The organism is Pseudomonas sp. NBB (assembly GCF_032701105.1).
Taxonomy (GTDB): Bacteria; Pseudomonadota; Gammaproteobacteria; order Pseudomonadales; family Pseudomonadaceae; genus Aquipseudomonas; species Aquipseudomonas asiatica.
Genome location: NZ_CP103994.1, coordinates 5,212,417 through 5,232,246, shown reverse-complemented (window position 1 = coordinate 5,232,246; position 19,830 = coordinate 5,212,417). Strand labels below are relative to the sequence as shown.

21 protein-coding genes are annotated in these 19,830 nt (G+C 64.2%); 11 read left to right on the top strand and 10 right to left on the bottom strand.

Features of this window, described 5'->3' with window-relative positions:
• Positions 1 to 48: 48 nt before the first annotated feature.
• Positions 49 to 525 (bottom strand): Lrp/AsnC family transcriptional regulator, encoded by a 477-nt coding sequence (locus NY023_RS24200; protein ID WP_003249795.1) that lies wholly within the window; start codon positions 523 to 525, stop codon positions 49 to 51.
• Positions 526 to 920: 395 nt separating this feature from the next.
• Between NY023_RS24200 and NY023_RS24195 the strand changes: the two genes are divergently transcribed.
• Positions 921 to 1,706, top strand: coding sequence for a DUF6515 family protein (locus tag NY023_RS24195; RefSeq protein WP_013974330.1), 786 nt, complete (start codon positions 921 to 923; stop codon positions 1,704 to 1,706).
• A gap of 77 nt (positions 1,707 to 1,783) precedes the next feature.
• Here NY023_RS24195 and NY023_RS24190 read toward each other — a convergent pair whose 3' ends face one another.
• Entirely contained in the window at positions 1,784 to 2,656 is an 873-nt protein-coding gene (locus NY023_RS24190; protein WP_013974329.1) for a cation diffusion facilitator family transporter, read from the bottom strand.
• A gap of 29 nt (positions 2,657 to 2,685) precedes the next feature.
• Entirely contained in the window at positions 2,686 to 3,105 is a 420-nt protein-coding gene (locus tag NY023_RS24185) for a hypothetical protein (protein WP_013974328.1), read from the bottom strand.
• A 116-nt stretch (positions 3,106 to 3,221) separates the two neighbouring features.
• Between NY023_RS24185 and hrpB the strand changes: the two genes are divergently transcribed.
• Positions 3,222 to 5,750, top strand: coding sequence for an ATP-dependent helicase HrpB (hrpB, locus tag NY023_RS24180; RefSeq protein ID WP_013974327.1), 2,529 nt, complete (start codon positions 3,222 to 3,224; stop codon positions 5,748 to 5,750).
• A 151-nt stretch (positions 5,751 to 5,901) separates the two neighbouring features.
• Here the strand turns inward: hrpB and NY023_RS24175 are convergent, their stop codons facing one another.
• Together NY023_RS24175 and NY023_RS24170 are read right to left on the bottom strand one after the other, a co-directional pair.
• A complete protein-coding gene (locus NY023_RS24175) occupies positions 5,902 to 6,396 on the bottom strand; it encodes a hypothetical protein (RefSeq protein ID WP_044039894.1) in 495 nt (164 codons plus the stop codon).
• 87 nt (positions 6,397 to 6,483) lie between these two features.
• Positions 6,484 to 7,140, bottom strand: a complete 657-nt coding sequence (locus NY023_RS24170) for a YciC family protein (RefSeq protein WP_013974325.1) — start codon at positions 7,138 to 7,140, stop codon at positions 6,484 to 6,486.
• Between the two features lie 166 nt (positions 7,141 to 7,306).
• On the opposite strand from NY023_RS24170, the gene NY023_RS24165 reads away from it, so the two are divergent.
• From NY023_RS24165 to NY023_RS24155, 3 genes are all read left to right on the top strand, one after another.
• Positions 7,307 to 8,062 carry a DUF2076 domain-containing protein gene (locus NY023_RS24165; RefSeq protein ID WP_013974324.1) on the top strand — a complete coding sequence of 252 codons (756 nt, stop codon included), beginning with the start codon at positions 7,307 to 7,309 and terminating at the stop codon, positions 8,060 to 8,062.
• A 162-nt stretch (positions 8,063 to 8,224) separates the two neighbouring features.
• Positions 8,225 to 8,704: an NYN domain-containing protein gene (locus NY023_RS24160; protein WP_004576858.1), complete on the top strand. Its 480-nt coding sequence runs from the start codon at positions 8,225 to 8,227 to the stop codon at positions 8,702 to 8,704.
• Between the two features lie 8 nt (positions 8,705 to 8,712).
• Positions 8,713 to 9,318, top strand: a complete 606-nt coding sequence (locus NY023_RS24155; protein ID WP_013974323.1) for a PolC-type DNA polymerase III — start codon at positions 8,713 to 8,715, stop codon at positions 9,316 to 9,318.
• Here the strand turns inward: NY023_RS24155 and NY023_RS24150 are convergent.
• Positions 9,315 to 9,764 carry an Lrp/AsnC family transcriptional regulator gene (locus NY023_RS24150; RefSeq protein WP_013974322.1) on the bottom strand — a complete coding sequence of 150 codons (450 nt, stop codon included), beginning with the start codon at positions 9,762 to 9,764 and terminating at the stop codon, positions 9,315 to 9,317. The two genes, NY023_RS24155 and NY023_RS24150, sit on opposite strands and share 4 nt — an antisense overlap.
• 154 nt (positions 9,765 to 9,918) lie before the next feature.
• On the opposite strand from NY023_RS24150, the gene yedA reads away from it, so the two are divergent.
• Positions 9,919 to 10,839 (top strand): drug/metabolite exporter YedA, encoded by a 921-nt coding sequence (gene yedA, locus NY023_RS24145; protein WP_013974321.1) that lies wholly within the window; start codon positions 9,919 to 9,921, stop codon positions 10,837 to 10,839.
• A gap of 55 nt (positions 10,840 to 10,894) precedes the next feature.
• Entirely contained in the window at positions 10,895 to 12,226 is a 1,332-nt protein-coding gene (locus NY023_RS24140; protein WP_013974320.1) for a DEAD/DEAH box helicase, read from the top strand.
• A gap of 116 nt (positions 12,227 to 12,342) precedes the next feature.
• On the opposite strand, the gene NY023_RS24135 is transcribed toward NY023_RS24140, so the two are convergent.
• From NY023_RS24135 to NY023_RS24125, 3 genes are all read right to left on the bottom strand, one after another.
• On the bottom strand, positions 12,343 to 13,584 hold the full coding sequence (locus NY023_RS24135) for a TIGR03862 family flavoprotein (RefSeq protein WP_023662019.1): 1,242 nt from the start codon (positions 13,582 to 13,584) through the stop codon (positions 12,343 to 12,345).
• Positions 13,585 to 13,732: 148 nt separating this feature from the next.
• The gene (locus tag NY023_RS24130) at positions 13,733 to 14,647 is read right to left on the bottom strand and encodes a histone deacetylase (protein ID WP_013974318.1); all 915 of its coding nucleotides are present in this window, start codon (positions 14,645 to 14,647) and stop codon (positions 13,733 to 13,735) included.
• Between the two features lie 239 nt (positions 14,648 to 14,886).
• Positions 14,887 to 15,573, bottom strand: coding sequence for a phosphohistidine phosphatase (locus NY023_RS24125; RefSeq protein WP_013974317.1), 687 nt, complete (start codon positions 15,571 to 15,573; stop codon positions 14,887 to 14,889).
• 179 nt (positions 15,574 to 15,752) lie between these two features.
• Here NY023_RS24125 and NY023_RS24120 point away from each other — a divergent pair, with 179 nt between their 5' ends.
• The 4 genes from NY023_RS24120 (at position 15,753) to NY023_RS24105 (ending at position 19,101) form a co-directional block, all read left to right on the top strand.
• Positions 15,753 to 16,322: a GNAT family N-acetyltransferase gene (locus tag NY023_RS24120; protein ID WP_013974316.1), complete on the top strand. Its 570-nt coding sequence runs from the start codon at positions 15,753 to 15,755 to the stop codon at positions 16,320 to 16,322.
• Between the two features lie 147 nt (positions 16,323 to 16,469).
• Complete coding sequence (gene tesB / locus NY023_RS24115; RefSeq protein ID WP_015271912.1) at positions 16,470 to 17,339, top strand: acyl-CoA thioesterase II; 870 nt, start codon at positions 16,470 to 16,472, stop codon at positions 17,337 to 17,339.
• Positions 17,336 to 17,926, top strand: coding sequence for an HAD family hydrolase (locus NY023_RS24110; RefSeq protein ID WP_013974314.1), 591 nt, complete (start codon positions 17,336 to 17,338; stop codon positions 17,924 to 17,926). The genes tesB and NY023_RS24110 overlap by 4 nt, the downstream gene beginning before the upstream one ends.
• Positions 17,927 to 18,090: 164 nt before the next feature.
• The gene (locus tag NY023_RS24105) at positions 18,091 to 19,101 is read left to right on the top strand and encodes a zinc-dependent alcohol dehydrogenase family protein (protein WP_013974313.1); all 1,011 of its coding nucleotides are present in this window, start codon (positions 18,091 to 18,093) and stop codon (positions 19,099 to 19,101) included.
• A 24-nt stretch (positions 19,102 to 19,125) separates the two neighbouring features.
• On the opposite strand, the gene NY023_RS24100 is transcribed toward NY023_RS24105, so the two are convergent.
• Positions 19,126 to 19,827: a FadR/GntR family transcriptional regulator gene (locus NY023_RS24100; RefSeq protein ID WP_013974312.1), complete on the bottom strand. Its 702-nt coding sequence runs from the start codon at positions 19,825 to 19,827 to the stop codon at positions 19,126 to 19,128.
• Between the last annotated feature and the right edge of the window lie 3 nt (positions 19,828 to 19,830).

The window sequence follows — 19,830 nt, the reverse complement described above, 5'->3', positions numbered from 1 at the left end:
TCTCCAGGCGGGTTGAGCGTCCGATTATACGCCTGCTGGCGCAGGCAATTAACGCAGGTGGGTCAAGGGCAGCTCGGTGCTGGCCAGCACCTGGTTCAGCACGAAGCTCGAACGCACGCTGGTGACGCCTTCAATGCGGGTCAGGCTGCCTAGCAGCAGTTTCTGGTAGTGGTCCATGTCGGGCACAACCACCTTCAGCTGGTAGTCGGCATCCATGCCGGTGACCAGGCTGCATTCAAGCACCTGTGGCAGGTTGCGGATGGCCGCCTCGAAGGTTTCGAAACGCTCCGGGGTGTGGCGGTCCATGCCGATCAGCACATAGGCAGTCAGGCTCAGGCCCAGCTTCTTGCGGTCGAGCAGGGCTACCTGGCGCGAGATGTAGCCATCGTCCTCCAGTTGCTTGACCCGACGCGAGCATGGCGAAGGCGACAAGCCGATGCGTTCGGCCAGTTCCTGGTTGGAAATGCGCGCATCGCGCTGCAATTCGGCGAGGATACTCAGGTCGTAGCGGTCAAGTTTGCTCATGGGTTATGCCTTTTCTGTTAAGATTGCGATGAATTATCAATCCAGGGTGAAAAATTGCGCAAGTGCTATTTATCTGAGCAATCTTCGCAATCATCTGTCGCATCCTGTCCGGTATCTTTATCCACAGAATCACTGCCCGGACATCAGTCCACGGCGACGCGTCCTAGGCGGGCGGTCGCGGCCAGCCATCCAACAGGATCTGCAGGCCCCCGGGCTACACACCTTCCAGAAGACGGTGTGAGGTGAGCCGGCGCCACAAGTGCCGAGCACGGACGACAATTCCTGAAGGGAGGCCCAGCGGCCTCCCTTTTTTCATGTCCGGAAATTTAATTGGCCTGCGTGACAGGCGCGGTAGACTGGCTGTGGTTGCCGTATTTTCTACCGAGAGGAACAGCATGAAGTCGCGCATCTGGCAGTTGGCAGGTGTTGGTGTGTTGGGGGTGAGCATCAGTCTCGGGGCCATGGCCGAAGGGCCGGGCGAGGGGGCGCCGGGCCGCTCGCTCAATTCGCGTGACGAAGTGCAGCAGACCCAGCCGCCACGCCAGGGCTATTACCAGGACATTCCCCACCGCCATGGCGATAACCGCCACTGGGAAGCCGGTGGCCCGGGGCAACGGCCTGGCGGTGACTGGCAGGGGCGCCCGGATGGTCATGGCAATGGCTGGGGGCCGGGGCCGCAGTATCGCCCGGGGCACACCATCGATCATTTCCCGGACCGCTACTGGAAAGTGCCCTACCGTGGCGATGACTACTTCTACTCCGGTGGTTACTGGTATCGCCCCCATGGTGGCCGTTATGTCGTGGTGAGCCCGCCCTACGGCGTGCGGGTCGACTACCTGCCGCCTTATGCGCGGGAAGTCTGGTTGGGCGGGGCGCTGTTCTTCCTGGTGGCCGATACCTATTACCAGTACCTGGCCGACAGCCGCGAGTACGTGGTGGTCAATCCGCCGCTAGCCGCGCCCGCACCTGTAAGTGGTCGGTATGATGTGGTGGCCTACCCCATGTATGGGCAAGGGCAGGAACAGCAGGAACAGGACCGTTACCAGTGCCACCGTTGGGCGGTGAGCCAGTCAGGGTTCGACCCGGCGACGGCGACTTATGCGCCGCCGGCCAATGTGGCGGACAACTACCGGCGGGCGCTGGGCGCGTGCTTCAGTGGCCGAGGCTACAACATCAACTAAAGCAAGACATGCGGTGCATGGCACCGGCTGTGCCGGTGTTCGCGGGTAAACCCGCTCCTACAGTTACGCTCACTGATTCACACCGGATCCGCATGCACCATCACATCCGCCTGTGGATAACGCTGGCGGATCACCTTCGAGGCCTCCACGCACAAGGCATGCGCCTCATGCAGCGGCAACTGTCCCGGCATCTCCAGATGCAACTGCACGAACCACTGGTTGCCCGACACCCGTGTACGCAGGTCGTGCACGCCTTTGACCCCGGGAATGGCCAGCACCAGCGCAGCCATGGCCTCGCCGACATCGCCGGGCAGTTCCTGATCCATCAGGATGGCCGTGCTTTCCCGTGCGATCTGCAGCGCGCTCCAAAGGATATAGACAGCGATGCCCAGGCCGAACAGCGCATCCAGTTGCGGCCAGCCAAAGCGTGCCAGCAGCAGGGCCAGCAGGATGCTTCCGTTGAGCAGCAGGTCCGAGCGGTAGTGCAGGGAGTCGGCCCGCACCGCCGTGGAGCCGGTCAGGCGGATGACCTTGTGTTGCAGTGCCAGCAGGGCAAGGGTCAGCACCAGCGACAGCAGCATTACCCCGATACCGACGGCGGTATCGCCCAAGGGTTGCGGGGTGTGCAGGCGTTCAACCGCCTGCACACCGATCAGCACCGCACTGACCCCGATGAACAGCGCCTGCGCCATACCGGCCAGGGCTTCGGCCTTGCCATGGCCGAATCGGTGGTCGTCGTCGGCCGGGCGCAGGGCATAGTGCACGGCGAGCAGGTTGAGGAACGAGGCAACGGCATCCAGTGCCGAGTCGGTCAGCCCGGCCAGCAGGCTGACCGAGCCGCTCAGCCACCAGGCCAGCGCCTTGCTCAGGACCAGGATACTGGCCACCGCCAGCGATGCGCGCGTGGCCAGGCGTAACAGGCGCTGGTGTTCAGCCGGGGTGGTCATCATCCGTGGGTAGTGTCCTTGTGCTTCAGGCTTCAGGCTGCAGGCACCAGGCCCAGGCTGGCCAACTGCTCGATGCTGCCGCGATGCTGGATCAGCCGTGGGTCGTTCAGCGGCAGGCGCTGGCCCAGTTCGCTTTCCAGAATGGCCTGCAACTTCAGGTTGTCGACCTTGCCATCGGGGCTCACGGCTTCACGCAGCTTGACCGGGTCAACCTGGGCGGATCGCCCGCCTGAGTAATAGATGGCGCCCGTGGCAAAGTCGATACCGAAGGCGATCAGCCCCGGGATCACGTAGAACAGGATGCCGATGGCATCCATTGCGGCAACCACTGGGTCGATCTTGCCGCCGATCTGGCCGCGCCGTTCCGGGTAGAGAATGGTGCCGCAGGCGGTCAGTTGGGTCAGCAAGGTGACGATGAGGGCGCCACCAATGACGCGGGTTGGGATGCGCATGTAAATCTCCGAAAAGGTATCCAGCAGGGCAAGCGAAGCGCCTGCACCTGAAGCTAAGACCATGATAGAGCAGGGTGGGTTCGCCGTTATACTCGCGGGACTGTTCGAGGACCACCATGATTTCATTACCGATCGATGCTGTCTTGCCCGCCCTGCGCCAGGCCCTGGATAACCGTGACGAAGCGGTGCTCGAGGCGCCACCTGGTGCGGGCAAGACCACCCGCGTGCCGCTGGCGCTGCTCAACGAGCCGTGGCTGGCCGGGCAGAGCATTCTAATGCTCGAGCCCCGCCGCCTGGCAGCGCGGGCTGCGGCCGAGCGCCTGGCCAGCGAACTGGGCGAAAAGGTCGGCGAGACCGTTGGCTATCGCATCCGCCTGGACAGCAAGGTCGGGCCGAAAACCCGCATCGAGGTAGTGACCGAAGGCATCCTCACCCGCCGCCTGCAGGCCGACCCGGCGCTGGAGGGTGTGGGGCTGGTGATCTTCGACGAATTTCACGAGCGCAGCCTTGATGCCGACCTGGCCTTGGCATTGAGCCTGAATGGCCGGGAATTGCTGCGGGACGATCCGCCGCTGAAGGTTTTGCTGATGTCCGCGACCCTGGAGGGCGAGCGACTTTCGCGGCTGCTGAATGATGCCCCGGTGGTAAGCAGCGAAGGCCGCATGCACCCCGTCGACATCCGTTGGGGGCGGCCTTTCCAGGCGGGTGAGTTCATCGAGCCTCGGGTAGTGGACAGCGTGTTGCAGGCACTGGCTGACCAGACCGGCAGTTTGCTGGTATTCCTGCCGGGTCAGGCCGAGATCCGCCGGGTTCACCAGAGCCTGCAGGAAGCGTTGGGCGAGCGTCCCGAGGTCCTGCTCTGCCCGCTGCATGGCGAGCTCGATCTCGACGCCCAACGTGCGGCCATCGACCCGGCGCCCAAGGGCCTGCGCAAGGTGGTGCTGGCCACAAACATTGCCGAGACCAGCCTGACCATCGACGGCGTGCGCGTGGTGATCGACACAGGCCTGGCCCGGGTACCGCGTTTCGACCCCGGCAGCGGCATGACTCGTCTGGACACCCAACGTATCTCTCGCGCCAGTGCCACTCAGCGCGCTGGCCGTGCTGGCCGCCTGGAGCCCGGCGTGTGCTATCGCCTGTGGTCCGAGGCCCAGCATGACCAGCTGGCCGCACACGGCAGCGCCGAGATCCTGCAGGCCGACCTGGCCGGCCTGGCCCTGCAACTGGCACGCTGGGGCGTTACGCCCGAGCAGCTGCGCTGGCTCGACCAGCCCCCCACTGCTGCCTTCACCCAGGCCCAGGACCTGCTGGCACGGCTCAATGCCTTCAAGCCCGGCAGCCGTGACAACCTCAGCGAACACGGCCTGGCCATGGCCGAGCTGCCCGCGCATCCACGTATTGCGCATTTGCTGTTGCGCGGCCAGGCCCTGGGCCTGGCACAGATGGCCTGTGATGTGGCTGCGCTGCTGGGCGAGCGGGATATCCAGCGCGGCGGTGGCGCCGACTTGCACAGCCGGCTGGCGCTGGTCAGTGGCGAGAGCAGGGCCGCCCGTGGCAGCCACGGTGGTGTGCAGCGTGCGCGCCAATTGGCCCGCCAGTACCGTGGTCTGCTGCGTGGCAAACCAGGCGCGCCGGTTGTGGACCCTGATCACCCGCGCTGGCTGGGCGCGCTGCTGGCGCTGGCCTATCCCGACCGCGTCGCTCAGCAGCGCCGCGAAGGGGGGGCGGAATATCGGCTGGCGAACGGCCGGGCGGCGCTGTTTGCCGAAGTCGATGCACTGATGAAGTGCCCGTGGCTGGTGATCGCCGACCTGGGCAGCCGCCAGGGCCAGCGCGAAGAACGCATCTATCTGGCCGCCGAGTTCGATCCGGCGCTGTTCGAGGGCGTGCTGGCCGAACAGGTCGAGCGAGTCGATATTCTTGATTGGGACGAGCGTGAGCAGGTGCTGCGTGCCGAACGCCAGACCAAGGTCGGCGAGCTGGTGCTGGGTCGTGAACCGTTACCCAACCTGGATGACGATGCCCGCGCCAAAGCGTTGCTTGGCCTGGTGCGGCGCAAGGGCCTGAACCTGTTGACCTGGACCCCGGAACTTCGCCAATGGCAAGCGCGGGTGGCGCTGTTACGTCAGCTTGATCTGGACAAAGAGGGGCAAAGCGAATGGCCTGACCTGGGGGACGAAGCGCTGCTGGCGACCCTGGAAGACTGGCTGCAGCCATACTTGGGCAAGGTCTCGCGGCTGAGCCATTTCGCCGCCCTGGATGTGTCCTCGATCTTGCGCAATCTGCTGCCTTGGCCATTGCCCCAGCGCCTGGACGAATGGGCACCGGCGCATCTGGCGGTGCCCTCCGGCTCGAACATTCGCCTGGACTACAGTGAAAACCCACCGATTCTCGCCGTGCGTCTGCAGGAACTCTTCGGCCTTGCCGATACTCCGCGTATTGCCCAAGGCCGTCAGCAAGTGAAGTTGCATTTGTTGTCACCGGCACGGCGGCCGGTACAAGTGACCCAGGATCTGGCCAACTTCTGGCGCACGACGTATACCGAGGTTAAGAAGGATTTGAAAGGGCGTTATCCCAAGCACTATTGGCCGGATGACCCCTTGGTGGCCGATGCGACCGCGCGGGCGAAGCCGCGCGGCACTTGAATGTGACGCAGAGCGGTAGCCAGATCGGTTGCCTTGTTCAGAGGGTTAGAGATCTGGCTGTCTTCATGAATCATGTGATTCGGCCAAAGAAAATTTGTGAAGGCTAAGAAGCCCAAATATATGTGCGCTTCATCGATGTGCTCCCTATGAATTAATATTTCGTCAGGTCGAAGGTGACGATCTGACCTTTCTTGACATTCAGCGGGGCTAACGTTTCTTGGTACTCGTCTCGTTTGTAGTCAATGGCGCCCACGCTCTGCCCGCTTTGGTCTCGCAGATGACAGATGAGAGATCCATTGAGCAGGTGCAGCGGCTCGATCACCCAGTAATCGGTGACTTCGGCATACTTGTAGAAGCCGAGGTAGCCATTGCGGCTGACACCCAACTTCTTGTCTGGTTGTCCCCAAAGGTGGATGTGATAATGCAGGCGATCTTCGGTTTTGGAGATATAACGGAACTCCAACAGTGGCGGCAGCGTGCGTCCGCCCAATATTAACCAATCATCCCCAGGGGAGAAATCAAAGAAACTATCATCAGTTTTGTCGCCACTACGACTAAGCCGAGTATTGGCATAACCATCGTCGAGGCGCATTAAAAGCCGGCCTCGAAACGATTCGGCATATTGAGTGCTGATTGTTTGCTCCATGACGTTTTCCTCTAATGGCATTGAAGGTGTGTTTACACTAATGCCACCGTCGGGCGTGCGAGCAGAATGAAGATTTTCCCAGACGCCTCAAGCCCCGGCTTCACCTTCCAGCAGCATGAACAGGCGATACAGCACCACGGTACTGAACAGCTGCAGGAAGCCGCTCAGGCTGTCCATGGCCAGTTGGGCACCCGCTGCGGGTTCGGGAAAAGCCATCAGCAATAGCCCGTCGATCAGCCAGATCGGTGCCAGCACCCCCAGCACGCAGATCATGATGCGCATGAAGTGTCCGGTGGTCATGCGTGCGCTCTCGCGCATCGACTGCACCACCGGCAGGCCGCGCAGTACCAGCAGGTACTCGGCGAACACCAGGTTGATCATGATCCACACGCCCGGGAAGATGAACAGCGCCAGGCCGGCCATGATCAGCAGCGAGCTGATCAGGATCAGCAGGGCCAGCTGCGGCCACAGTTGCACGGCGCGGGCGAACAGGTCTCGCTTGGCGATTTCCTGGCCGTTGCTGCGGGTGTCGAGGTACAAGATCAGCGCGGCGCTGTACAGCGGGTAGAACAGCAGGCTGATCAGCATGCCGTAGGCCGGCGATGCCTGGTCGCCCATCTGCCGGTACAGCAGCTGGGTGAGCAAGGCTTCCAGCACCACCAGCGGCAGGCACAGCTGGAGGATGTTCGGCAGGTGGCGGCGGAAGAAGTACAGGGAGTCGCGCAGGACGCTCAGCGGGTTCATCGGTCTACATCGCATGGCAGTAAAAACAGGGGCATAACTTTAGCCCAAAGCAGGCCTGGGGCTGTCACTTGCTGAAAAAAGTTTCACGCCGCCGGTGATTGAATCCCACGCCTGTACGCCCCATCTTTGACGCTGTCCGTTGTCCGCTACCCCACGAGGTCGCCCCATGAATACTGAAGAACAAACCCTGATCGACGGCCTGTTCGGCCGCCTCAAGCAAGCCGAAGACCCGAGCCAGCCACGTGATGCGCAGGCCCAGGCATGCATCGAGGAACATGTGCGTCAGCAGCCGGCGGCGCCTTATTACATGGCCCAGGCGATCCTGGTGCAGGAGGCTGCGATCAAGCGCCTCGACGAGCAGAACAAGCAACTGGAAGCCGAACTGAAGCAGGCCCGTGCCCAGGCCGAGGCCGCCCGTGCCGGCAGCGCGCCGAGCAATGGCGGTGGTGGTTTCCTGTCCAGCATCTTTGGTTCGTCTGGGCGCAATGCGGCCCCGGCCGTGCAACCGCAGCGTCCCGCTGCAGCCCCCGTGGCATCTGGCGGTGGCTGGCGTGAGCCGTTGGCGCCGGGCTTTTCCCAGCCGCAAGTGCAGCAGCCTGGCTTCGGTGCTGCGCCGGCACGCAGTGGTGCCAGCAGCTTCCTCGGCGGTGCGATGCAGACTGCGGCCGGTGTGGCGGGTGGTGTGTTGCTGGCGCAGGGCATCAGCAGCCTGTTCAACCACAACTCGCAGCCGGAGGAGGTGGTAGAGGTGATCAAGGAAGAGCCGGCGCCTGCCAGCGACAGCGGAGGCTGGAACGACTCGGGGGCGCAGCAGCAGGTGGCTGACAACAGTGGTTGGGGCAGCGACCAGGGTGGTTATGCCGACAGCGATTATGGCAGCGATGATGGCGGGTTCTTCTCGGACGACGATTCGTACGTCTGACAGGTCTGGCATACTGCTGGCAATTTTAGGGGCGCTTTGCGCCCCTTTCGCGACGCAAGGCCGCTCCTGCAAGGGTACGCGAACCCCTGTAGGAGCGGCCTTGTGTCGCGAAAGGGCTGCAAGGCAGCCCCCAGCATTCCAGGCCGACCAAGGGGTTCCAAGGTGAAAAAGATCGCGCTGTTCGCCGATGTGCAGAACCTCTACTACACCGTGCGCCAGGCCCACGGCTGCCATTTCAACTACACCGCCCTGTGGGCCGATGTCAGCCGCGAAGGCCAGATCGTCGAGGCCGTGGCCTATGCCATCGACCGGGGCGACAGCAAGCAGCAGCAGTTCCAGCAGATCCTGCGCAATCTCGGTTTCGATGTGCGCCTCAAGCCCTTCATCCAGCGCAGCGATGGCTCGGCCAAAGGTGACTGGGATGTGGGTATTACCCTGGATGTGATCGACGCCGCCAGCCGCGTCGACCAAGTGGTACTGGCCTCCGGCGACGGCGATTTCGATCTGCTGCTGGAGCGGGTGATACAGCGCCATGGCACCGAGGCAGTGGTGTATGGTGTGCCCGGGCTTACCGCACTGTCGCTGATCCGTGCCGCCACCCGTTATGTGCCCATCGAGGGTGCGCTGTTGCTAAAACACTGAGATTTTTCATGGAACGTATCGCTGTCATCGACTTTGAAACCACCGGCATCAGCCCCGGCGCCGGCTGCCGCGCCACTGAGGTGGCGGTGGTGATGCTGGAGGGCGGGCGCATCGTCGAGCGCTATCAGAGCTTGATGAACGCGGGCGTGCCGGTACCGGCCTTCGTCGCCGGGCTCACTGGCATCACCACCGCCATGCTGCGCAGTGCGCCGCCGGTGGACAAGGTGATGAACGAAGTGGCCGAGTTCGTTGGTGGTACCCCGCTGCTGGCACACAATGCCGCCTTCGACCAGAAGTTTTGGGACTACGAACTGAGCCGCATCGGCCGTAGCCGCAGCCAGGCCTTCGCCTGTTCCCTGCTGCTGTCACGGCGCCTTTTGCCGGCGGCACCGAACCACAAGCTGGGCACCTTGACCCGCTGGGCCGGGCTGCCGGATACCGGTACCGCGCACCGTGCCATGGCCGATGCCGAAATGGCCGCCAACCTGCTGCAACACTTGGCTGGCGTGCTGCGCCAGAGCCACGGTGTACAGCAGCTTTCGCACGACCTGCTCTGCCGCCTGCAGAAAACCCCGGCCGCCAAGGTTCGTGAAGCTCTGGCCAGGTACTGTTAGGGCTTCTTCTCCAGTTGCCCCAGCGGTACCCGCCGCTCCACAGCGCTTGAGAGAATGATCGAGGTCTTGCTGAAGCCGAACTGCGCGACCCGGTTGATCAGCTCTTCCAGCTCCGGCATCGAACCCACCGCTGCCTGCATGATGACGCAGGGGTCGCCGGTTACCCGATGGCATTCGGTCAATTGGGGGATCTGGGTCAACGCTTCGTAGGCCTGCTGGTTGCCGTGGCTGGCCAGGCGCAGTTCGATCACGCACTGGATCGGCAGGCCGATCTTGCTCATGTCGACCTTGGCCTGGTAGCCGGTGATAACCCCGCTGGCCTCGAGCTTGGCCACCCGCTCGGCCACCGCCGGCGCCGACAGGTTCACCTGGCGCGCCAGTTGCGCGAAGGTGGCGCGGCCATTGTCGAGCAGGGCGGCGAGCAGCATGCGGTCGTACTTGTCCATGGGTTATTCCTGCCTGGTTTCGATTCGATTGAAAAGCATCCGAATAACCATGCAATGCAAAGTGTTCGGGTAATTTAAAGCTGTTTTGTAACTTAAGTTTACACGATGGCCTTTCTAAACTAAGCCACCCGTAAACGGATTTCGAGTGTTTCCCATGCCTGCCTCCCGTCGCTTCCCGTTGTTGCTCATTGGCGCTTTCCTGGCCTTGTACCTGGTCTGGGGCTCCACCTACCTGTTCATTCGCATAGGCGTCGAGAGCTGGCCACCGATGCTCATGGCCGGGGTGCGCTTCCTGATTGCCGGGGGCCTGCTGTATGGCTTCTTGCGCTGGCGCGGTGTGCCGGCACCGACCTGGCCGCAGTGGCGGGCTGCGGGGGCGATCGGTTTCCTGCTGCTCAGCTGTGGTAACGGCGGCGTGACCGTGGCCGAGCATGCCGGTGTGGCCTCTGGCGTCGCTGCGCTGGCGGTGGCGACGGTGCCGCTGTTCACGTTGCTGTTCGGCCTGCTGTTCGGGCACCGCAATTCGAAGCTGGAGTGGGCGGGGATCGCCCTCGGGTTGGTGGGTATCGGCCTGCTGAACCTGGGCTCCAACCTTCAGGCAAGCCCGATTGGCGCGGCGCTGATCATCTTTGCGGCGGCGTCGTGGGCGTTCGGCTCGGTGTGGAGCAAGACCTTGCCGCTGCCCCAGGGGCCCATGGCCAGCGCCGCGGAAATGCTCGTTGGTGGCGCTGTGTTGCTGCTCGGCAGCGCGCTGTCTGGCGAGCGCATGACGCAGATGCCGACCGCTGCCGGCTGGGGGGCACTGGCCTACCTGGTGTTCTTCGGTTCGATCCTGGCGTTCAGTGCCTACATGTACTTGCTCAAGCACGTGCGCCCCGCAGCTGCCACCAGCTATGCCTACGTCAACCCGGCGGTGGCCGTGCTGCTGGGCATCGTCTTTGCCGGTGAGCAGATTGGTGCCGAAGAATGTGTGGCCATGGCGGTGATCATCGGCGCGGTGGTGCTGATCGGCCTGCCGCAGTGGCGCAAGGCACCTGAGCCGTCGCAGCCGTTGAAAGGCGAAATCTGCAAGTAGGCAGGGGTGATGCGGTAAACTTGCCGCCTTCGCTGAACCCCCTGACGGTATTGCCATGAATTTCGCCAAACTCGGCCTGATCGAACCGCTGCTGCGCACCCTGCAGCAACTGGACTACACCACCCCGACCCCGGTGCAGGCCAAGGCCATCCCCGCTGTGCTGGCCGGCCGCGACCTGATGGCCGCGGCCCAGACCGGCACCGGCAAGACCGCGGGCTTTGCCCTGCCTGTGCTGCAGCGCCTGGCGCTGGAAGGCGAAAAGGTGGCCAGCAACTCGATCCGCGCGCTGGTGCTGGTGCCCACTCGTGAGTTGGCCGAGCAGGTGCACAACAATGTGCGCGAGTATGCCGAGAACCTGCCGCTGAGCACCTACGCGGTGTATGGCGGGGTCAGCATCAACCCGCAGATGATGCGCCTGCGCCGTGGCGTCGACCTGCTGGTGGCCACCCCGGGGCGCTTGCTCGACCTGTTCCGGCAGAACGCCGTGAAGTTCAACCAGGTGCAGACCCTGGTGCTGGACGAAGCCGACCGCATGCTCGACCTGGGCTTTGCCGAAGAGCTGCAGTCGGTGTACGCCGCGCTGCCACGCAAGCGCCAGACGTTGCTGTTCTCCGCCACTTTTTCCGACCAGATCCGCATGCTGGCGGGGCTAGCCCTGAACGACCCGCTGAGCATCGAAGTCAGCCCGCGCAATGCCACGGCCACCAGCGTCAAGCAGTGGCTGGTGCCTGTGGATAAAAAACGCAAGGTCGACCTGTTCTGCCACCTGCTGCGCAAGCAGCGCTGGAAGCAGGTGCTGGTGTTCGCCAAGACCCGTAATGGCGTCGATCAACTGGTGGAGCGCTTGCTGGCCGAGGGTGTGAATGCCGACGGTATCCACGGTGACCGCCCGCAGGCCACTCGCCAGCGCGCGCTGGACAGCTTCAAGGCCCGCGAAATCCAGGTGCTGGTGGCGACCGATGTGGCGGCCCGCGGCCTGGATATCGATGACTTGCCGCTGGTGGTCAACCTTGACCTGCCGATCGTTGCTGAGGATTACGTGCACCGCATCGGGCGTACCGGGCGGGCGGGCAACAAGGGCGAGGCTATCTCGCTGGTGTGTGCCGATGAAGTGCAGCTGCTGGCGGCGATCGAAGTGCTGACGCGGCAGACCCTGCCGCGTCATGAAGAGCCGGACTTCATCCCTGACCACCGGGTGCCGATGACCGACGCCAGTGGCCAGGTGATCAAGAAGCCGAAGAAGCCCAAGAAGCCGAAGGAAAACAGCGCCAAGCGCGGCTTGGGGCGCTGGATGGACAGCGCTGAATCAGGCAGTGCGGAGCCGGCGGTGAAGGCAGTGCGCAAGGTGCCGAGCTTCAATGGTGGGGCGCGCAAGCGTAAGCCGTAGATTTGCAGTGTACGCGGACTCTGTGGGAGCGGGTTTACCCGCGAAGAATGCGAATCGGTGCATGGCACGGGCTTCGCCCGTGTTCGCGGGTAAACCCGCTCCCACAGGGGACAGTGTCAACCTTTGGATTTAAGCCAATCCGCCGCCGCCCGCCCGGCGCGCAAGCCGCTGGCAAAGCACGCTGTCAGCAGATACCCCCCAGTCGGCGCCTCCCAGTCCAGCATCTCGCCTGCACAGAACACCCCCGGCATGCCCTTGACCATCAAGCCTTCATCCAGCCCCTCGAAACGCACCCCACCCGCGCTGCTGATCGCTTCATCCAGCGGCCGCGTGCGCACCAGCGTGATCGGCAATGCCTTGATCGCCCTCGCCAAGGCCCCAGGATCGGCAAAGGTCGCCTGATCGGTCAGCTCGCGCAGCAGCGCAGCCTTGACCCCATCGATACCCAGCTGGCTGTGCAGGTGCTTGGCCATGGAGCGCGAACCCCGTGGTTTGGCCAGCGCCTGGGCAATCTTGTCCACAGGCTTGTCCGGCAACAGGTCGAGCAGCAACACCCCGTGGCCCTCACGGTTGATGGCCTCGCGCACCGGCGCTGACCATGCATACACCAGGCTGCCTTCCACACCCTGCGCGGTGAGGATGAACTCGCCCTTGCGCGGCACGCTGCCAGGAACGCTAAGGGCAATGTTCTTCAACGGCGCACCGGCGAACTTGTCCTTGAGCAGCGGGCTCCAGCCTGCCACTTCAAAACCACAGTTGCTGGGCTGCAAGGGCGAGATATCCACAGCCCGTTCGGCGAGCAGCGGCTGCCAACTACCGTCCGAGCCTAGTCGCGCCCAGCTGCCGCCACCCAGCGCCAGCACCACCACGGCGGCCTTCACCAGCCTCTCGCCTTGTGGATAAGCAATCCGCAATGCACCTTCGGCATTCCAGCCCAGCCAGCGGTGACGGGTGTGGATAACTACTCCGTTGTCGCGCAGTCGCTTGAGCCAGGCGCGCAGCAGTGGCGCGGCTTTCATGTCGGTGGGGAACACCCGGCCCGAGGTGCCGACGAAGGTTTCGATGCCCAGGCCGTGAATCCACTGGCGCAAGGCGTCGGCATCGAAGTCGTGCAGCAGCGCGGCGATTTCGCCCTGGCGCTCGGCATACCGGCTGACGAACGCCGGGTAGGGCTCGGAATGGGTGATGTTCATGCCACCGACACCCGCCAGCAGGAACTTGCGACCCACCGAAGGCATGGCATCGAACACCTCGACCGCCAGGCCCGCCTGGGCCAGTGCTTCGGCGGCCATCAGGCCGGCTGGGCCGCCGCCGATGACGACTGCGAGGGGAGGGGAGGCGGGGCTCAGATCAGGCATGGTGGGAAGCAGGCTGTGGAAAAGAGGCGCATTCTAGCGCAGCGCGGCCTGTGGAAGCACTGCTCAAAAAATGATCAGAGCTTTGCAGGCCTTGCCTGTAAAGGGCTGCAGCGCCTTTCCCGCAGGTTATCCACAAGCGGTTCCACAGTCATTGTGAACAACCGATTACGCGTGCCGCACTGTGATGAAGGATGCCATGGCGCCTGGCCAGGGCTGCGCGGTCCTTGCTGTAGCCACCGCCGATCACGCCCACCACCGGGATGTCGCGGCCCAGGCAGTGGCGCAGCACCGCTTCGTCACGGGCGGCAACGCCTGCATCGGTCAGTTGCAGATAGCCCAGGGCGTCGTCCTTGTGCACATCGACCCCGGCGTCGTACAGCACCAGGTCGGGTCGATAGAGTGGCAGCAGGTAGTTGAGGGCGTCGTCCACCACCTTCAGGTAGGCCATGTCGCCCATGCCACGGGGCAGGGGGATGTCCCAATCGCTTTGCGCCTTGCGCGCCGGGAAGTTCTGTTCGCAGTGCAGCGACACGGTGATGGCGTCTGGTGTGTCGTGCAGGATGCGCGCGGTGCCGTCACCCTGATGCACATCGCAGTCGAAGATCAGCACCCGGTGTACCCGGCCAGCCTCCAGCAGGTAGCGGCTGATCACGGCCAGGTCGTTGAAGATGCAGAAGCCGGCAGGATGGTCGTAATGGGCGTGGTGGGTGCCGCCGGCAAGGTGGCAGGCGATGCCTTGCTGCAGCGCCATCTCGGCGCTCAGCAGCGAGCCGCCTACGGCGCGCACGGTACGCCGGGCCAGGGCCTCGCTCCAGGGCAGGCCGAGGCGGCGCTGGTCCTCGCGTGACAGGTCACCGTTCATGTAGCGCTCGATGTAGCTGCGGTCGTGGGCCAGGGCGAGGATGTCGTTGGGGCAGATGTCCGGGCGCAGCAGGGCTTGGTCGGTGGTCAGCCCGCTGTCGATCAAGTGGTCGTGCAGCAGGCGGAACTTGTCCATGGGGAAGCGGTGTTCGGCAGGGAACTCCGGGCTGTAGTCTTCGTGGTAGATCAGCGGCAACGGCATGGGTGGGGTCGCAATCGGGGCCAGTGCTGATCTTGCCATGGCTGGAGACTGCTGTGGGAGAACCTGCCAGGCATCAATCTCCTGGCCAGCACCGGCCTTTGTAGGAGCGGCCTCGCGTCGCGAAAGGGCTGCGCAGCAGCCCCGGGGTATCAGCGCAAATGCACAAATTGCCGGGCCTGCTACGCAGCCCTTTCGCGACGCAAGGCCGCTCCTACAGGGCGTGTATGCCACGAGGGGCGTTATTTCGTGGTACTGGCCAGCACCCGTTGCCAGTCCGGCTCGTTCAGGCGGCCGAGGATGCGTGTTTTGCCATTGCCATCCACCGAAACGAACAGCGCACTGGCATAGCCGCTCTCACGCTCACCCCCCGCAACTTTCTGCTGGCGGGCAAAATGGTCGATGCAGCCGTTGTGGGTCACCAGTACCAGGTTATGCCCCGGTCGTTTGTGTGCCAGCGCTTCGCTGGCGAACTGGCTGTCACAGCTTTCCAGCCAGCCCTCACTGGCCACCGCCTGGCCAAGGATGAAATGCGCGGTTTGCCGTGTGCGCAGTTTCGGGCTGCTGAGCATATCGGCGTTGTTAAGGCCCAACTGGTGCATCCCTTGGCCAACACGCCCGGCAGCCTGGCTGCCGGCCACCGTTATGCCGGTGGGGTCGTCCAGGCACGGGCCGGGGGCGCTGTCGCAGCGCTCGGCGTGGCGGATCATCACGATCACCGCACCGTCGGCCCAGTCCTGCAGCAGGCCGCTGTCACTCAATTGCCGTTCGTTGCCAAGGTCCACGATATGCGTCCTCGTCGCCAGCCAGGTGCTCAACGCCGCCACGACCATGCACAGGCCAAGGGCGGCACCGAGGGCTTTGCGGGTCAGGCGTCGCTTGCGCCGGGCGTGGATGGTAGGGTGTCCAAGGGTGTTGCTCGATAGCATGCGTTGCTCCGTTGGCATGGTCGCGGCTGGCGCGGCGGTGTTGGCTGGCATCCTGCCAACTGGCCTGTCGGGCGGCGGTGAAGGGCGTGTGAAAATTGCATTCGGGCGCGCCGGTTGGGTGAAACCTGCACCCGCGCCTACGCTGTAAACTGCAAGACGGTAAAACCGGAGCACGCCCGATGACCCCTATCCTGCAACTGGAAAGCGCGCGGCTGGTACTGCGCCAATGGCACGACGACGACCTGCGCGAGTTCGCCGCCCTGTGTGCCGACCCGCAGGTGATGCGCTACTTCCCGGCGCCGCTGACACGCCTGGAGGCAGCCGCGCTGATCGGCCGCGTGCGCGGGCATTTCAATGAGTACGGCTTTGGTCTGTGGGCTCTGGAGCGCAAGGACAGTGGTGCCTTCATCGGCATGACCGGGTTGCTGCACGTGGGCTTCGATGCCGATTTTGCGCCGGCGGTGGAGATCGGCTGGCGCCTGGCACGCCGCCACTGGGGCCTGGGTTTCGCCAGCGAGGCGGCGTGGACATGCCTGCGCTGTGCTTTCGCCCAATTGCGCCTGGAGGAAGTGGTGTCGTTCACTAGCGAGAGCAACCTGCCCTCGCAGAAGGTCATGCAGGCCATCGGTATGCAGCAGGACCTGAATGGCAGTTTCGAACACCCGCGCCTGCCCGTGGGCCATCCGCTGCGCCCGCATGTGCTGTACCGCATCGACCGCGCTCACTGGGAGCGTACCCTGCGCGCCTGAATGCATGGCAATGCCCGGCGCGAATGACAAACCCTGTATCATTTCCCTAATGGAGGGCGCTTGCCGCAAGATGTTCAGCGCCTATGAGATCGAGCGCCGCCTGGGCGGCGCATCGCGAGCAAGACTCGCTCCTACGGAGAACCCCCGATGAGTCATGTGTTGGACGACCTGGTCGACCTGTTGAGCCTCGAGTCCATCGAGGAGAACCTGTTCCGTGGACGCAGCCAGGACCTGGGCTTTCGCCAGCTTTACGGCGGGCAGGTACTGGGCCAATCGTTGTCGGCGGCCAGCCAGACGGTCGAGGATGCACGCCATGTGCATTCGTTGCACGGCTACTTCCTGCGCCCTGGCGATGCCAGCCTGCCGGTGGTGTATTCGGTGGACCGCGTGCGCGATGGTGGCAGCTTCAGCACCCGGCGGGTGACGGCTATTCAGAAGGGCCAGCCAATCTTCACCTGCAGCGCCTCGTTCCAGTACGACGAGGAAGGCTTCGAGCACCAGGCGCAGATGCCCGATGTGGTCGGCCCGGAGAACCTGCCCACTGAAGTCGAGCTGGCCCGGGCCATGGCTGACCAGTTGCCCGAGCGCATTCGCGACAAGGTGCTGTGCGCCAAGCCGATCGAGATTCGCCCGGTCACCGAGCGCGACCCATTCAACCCCCAGGCTGGCGACCCGGTGAAGTACGCCTGGTTCCGCGCCGACGGCAACCTGCCTGATATCCCCGCCCTGCACAAATACCTGCTGGCCTACGCCTCGGACTTCGGCCTGCTGACCACTTCGTTGCTGCCCCATGGCAAATCGGTGTGGCAGCGTGACATGCAGATCGCCAGCCTCGACCATTCGCTGTGGTTCCATGGCAACCTGCGTGCCGACGAGTGGCTGCTGTATGCCACCGACAGCCCCTGGGCGGGCAATGCCCGTGGCTTCTGCCGCGGCAGCATTTTCAACCAGGCCGGGCAACTGGTGGCGTCGTCGTGCCAGGAAGGCCTGATTCGCCACCGCAAGGACTGGGCATGAGCCTGGGCGAGGTGCGCAACTGGGTGTTCGACATGGACGGCACCCTGACCGTGGCCGTGCACGATTTTGCCGCCATCCGCGTAGCGCTGGATATCCCGGCCGAGCACGACATCCTCACCCACCTGGCAGCCTTGCCGGCGGACGAGGCGGCGGCCAAGCATGCCTGGCTGCTGGAGCACGAGCGTGACCTGGCGATTGCCTCCACGGCGGCCACCGGGGCGGTGGAACTGGTGCGCGAACTGGCCCAGCGTGGTTGCCGGCTGGGCATTCTGACCCGCAATGCCCGTGAGTTGGCGCATGTGACGCTGGAGGCCATCGGCCTGGCGGACTGCTTCCCGGTGGAGCACATTCTGGGGCGTGACGAAGCGGCGCCCAAGCCAAGCCCGGATGGGCTGCTGAAGATTGCCAATGCCTGGGGTGTGACACCGGGTGAGCTGGTGATGGTGGGGGATTACCGGTTTGATTTGGACTGTGGGCGTGCCGCAGGGGCGCGCACGGTGCTGGTGAACCTGCCGGACAATCCGTGGCCGGAACTGGTGGATTGGCATGCGGCCGATTGCCGGGCATTGAAGGTGATGCTGGGCTGAGTTTTTGTGTCGCCTGTGCGGGCCTCTTCGCGGGTAAACCCGCTCCCACAGGGACCGCGCCGAGCTCAAGTCCAGCACTCAACCTGTGGGAGCGGGTTCACCCGCGAAGAGGCCGGACCTGTCTATGCTGAACCCCAATCTATTCCCTGAACGGAGACCTACCCATGACCAGCAAGGCCATCTACGTAAAACCCGGCGGCGGCTACGACAAGGTCGAGGTCGGTACCAGCGAGGCTCTCGCACCCCAGGCCGGTGAAATCACCGTGCGCCTGCACGCCAGCTCTCTCAACTACCACGATTTCGCCGTTGTCAGCGGCATGTGGGGCCCGAGCGAGCGGCGCATCCCCATGGCCGATGGCGCTGGCGAAGTGGTCGCGGTGGGTAGCGGCGTCACCGAGTTCCAGGTCGGTGACAATGTGGTCAGTACCTTCTTCCCCGACTGGCTCGACGGCCAGGCAAATGTGGAAGGCTTCGCCAAGGTGCCCGGCGACGGTATCGATGGTTACGCCCGTGAACAGGTCACTGCTCGTGCCAGTGCCTTCACCTTGGCGCCCAAGGGCTTCAGCCATGCCGAAGCTTCCACTCTGACCACGGCCGGTCTCACGGCCTGGCGCGCGCTGATGTGCGACGACCACCTCAAACCCGGCGATACGGTGCTGGTGCAGGGCACCGGCGGTGTATCGATCTTCGCCCTGCAGTTTGCCAAGCTGGCCGGCGCGACGGTGATCGCTACCTCGTCCAGCGACGCCAAGCTGGAGCGCCTGAAGGCCCTGGGTGCCGACCACCTGATCAACTACAAGAGCACTCCGGCGTGGGGTGAGAAAGTGCGCGAGCTGACCGGCAACCGCGGCGTCGACCATGTGATCGAAGTGGGTGGCCCGGCGACGCTGGAGCAATCGATGATCGCCGCGCGCATTGGTGGGCATGTGTCGTTGATCGGCATCCTCACCGGCGTGGCCGGGCAGTTGCCGCTGGTGCAGGCGCTGGTGCGGCAGATACGCCTGCAAGGCGTGCTGGTGGGCAGCCGCGCCCAGCAGCAGGCGATGGTGCGGGCGATCGATGCCAACGGCCTGCGGCCGGTGGTGGACAAGCATTTCGAGCTGGAGCAGATCGTCGAGGCGTTCCGTTATCAGGAGAGCAACCGGCATTTCGGCAAGATCTGCCTGACCTGGTAATGGCTGGGGGCCGCGTAGCGGTCCCTAGTCCGGCAACAACCGGTCGCGGCTATTGGACAGGTGCAGGCACACCGCCGCCCGCGCCGCGTCCGGGTCCTGCCGGCGGATGGCATTGAGGATCGCATCATGCTCGAGGTTGGCCAGGTACGCCTGCCGCGCCAGCTTCGCCCCGCTGCGTTCGGCCAGAGCCATGCGGTTGCGCGGTATCAGGCCGTTGCCCAGCTGCAACAGCATTTCAGTGAAGTACAGGTTGCCAGTGGCCTCGGCAATCAGCAGGTGAAAGCGCCGGTCGGCCTCGATACAGCTGTCGCCGGCGGCGGCCAGGTCCTGGTAGTCATCCAGCGCCTGGCGCATGCGCCTCAGGTGCCCCTCGTCACGGCGTAGCGCGGCCAAGGCGGCGGCCTGGCCTTCGAGGCCGATGCGCAGCTCCAGCAGGTCGCGCACATTCGCCGCGCTTTCCGCAGCGATGCGCAGGCCGGCCTGGGCCTGGCGCTCCATCACGAACGTACCGATACCGTGGCGTGGCTCAACCAGCCCCGAGGCCTGCAATTTCGACAGGGCCTCGCGGACCACGGTGCGGCTGACCCCATGCTCGCGCACCAGGCTGTTTTCCGAGGGCAACTTGTCGCCTGGCTTGAAGGTACCCAGCAAGATCTGTTGGGTCAGGCTGGAGACCAGGTCATGGGCACGGCTGTGGCCGCGTTTGTGGGCTTGTTCGGTGGCCATGGT

Coding starts and splice junctions, on each gene's coding strand:
- NY023_RS24200 (WP_003249795.1), bottom strand. CDS start 525: ATGAGCAAACTTGACCGCTACGACCTGAGTATCCTCGCCGAATTGCAG.
- NY023_RS24195 (WP_013974330.1), top strand. CDS start 921: ATGAAGTCGCGCATCTGGCAGTTGGCAGGTGTTGGTGTGTTGGGGGTG.
- NY023_RS24190 (WP_013974329.1), bottom strand. CDS start 2,656: ATGATGACCACCCCGGCTGAACACCAGCGCCTGTTACGCCTGGCCACG.
- NY023_RS24185 (WP_013974328.1), bottom strand. CDS start 3,105: ATGCGCATCCCAACCCGCGTCATTGGTGGCGCCCTCATCGTCACCTTG.
- hrpB (WP_013974327.1), top strand. CDS start 3,222: ATGATTTCATTACCGATCGATGCTGTCTTGCCCGCCCTGCGCCAGGCC.
- NY023_RS24175 (WP_044039894.1), bottom strand. CDS start 6,396: ATGGAGCAAACAATCAGCACTCAATATGCCGAATCGTTTCGAGGCCGG.
- NY023_RS24170 (WP_013974325.1), bottom strand. CDS start 7,140: ATGAACCCGCTGAGCGTCCTGCGCGACTCCCTGTACTTCTTCCGCCGC.
- NY023_RS24165 (WP_013974324.1), top strand. CDS start 7,307: ATGAATACTGAAGAACAAACCCTGATCGACGGCCTGTTCGGCCGCCTC.
- NY023_RS24155 (WP_013974323.1), top strand. CDS start 8,713: ATGGAACGTATCGCTGTCATCGACTTTGAAACCACCGGCATCAGCCCC.
- NY023_RS24150 (WP_013974322.1), bottom strand. CDS start 9,764: ATGGACAAGTACGACCGCATGCTGCTCGCCGCCCTGCTCGACAATGGC.
- yedA (WP_013974321.1), top strand. CDS start 9,919: ATGCCTGCCTCCCGTCGCTTCCCGTTGTTGCTCATTGGCGCTTTCCTG.
- NY023_RS24140 (WP_013974320.1), top strand. CDS start 10,895: ATGAATTTCGCCAAACTCGGCCTGATCGAACCGCTGCTGCGCACCCTG.
- NY023_RS24135 (WP_023662019.1), bottom strand. CDS start 13,584: ATGCCTGATCTGAGCCCCGCCTCCCCTCCCCTCGCAGTCGTCATCGGC.
- NY023_RS24130 (WP_013974318.1), bottom strand. CDS start 14,647: ATGCCGTTGCCGCTGATCTACCACGAAGACTACAGCCCGGAGTTCCCT.
- NY023_RS24125 (WP_013974317.1), bottom strand. CDS start 15,573: ATGCTATCGAGCAACACCCTTGGACACCCTACCATCCACGCCCGGCGC.
- NY023_RS24120 (WP_013974316.1), top strand. CDS start 15,753: ATGACCCCTATCCTGCAACTGGAAAGCGCGCGGCTGGTACTGCGCCAA.
- tesB (WP_015271912.1), top strand. CDS start 16,470: ATGAGTCATGTGTTGGACGACCTGGTCGACCTGTTGAGCCTCGAGTCC.
- NY023_RS24110 (WP_013974314.1), top strand. CDS start 17,336: ATGAGCCTGGGCGAGGTGCGCAACTGGGTGTTCGACATGGACGGCACC.
- NY023_RS24105 (WP_013974313.1), top strand. CDS start 18,091: ATGACCAGCAAGGCCATCTACGTAAAACCCGGCGGCGGCTACGACAAG.
- NY023_RS24100 (WP_013974312.1), bottom strand. CDS start 19,827: ATGGCCACCGAACAAGCCCACAAACGCGGCCACAGCCGTGCCCATGAC.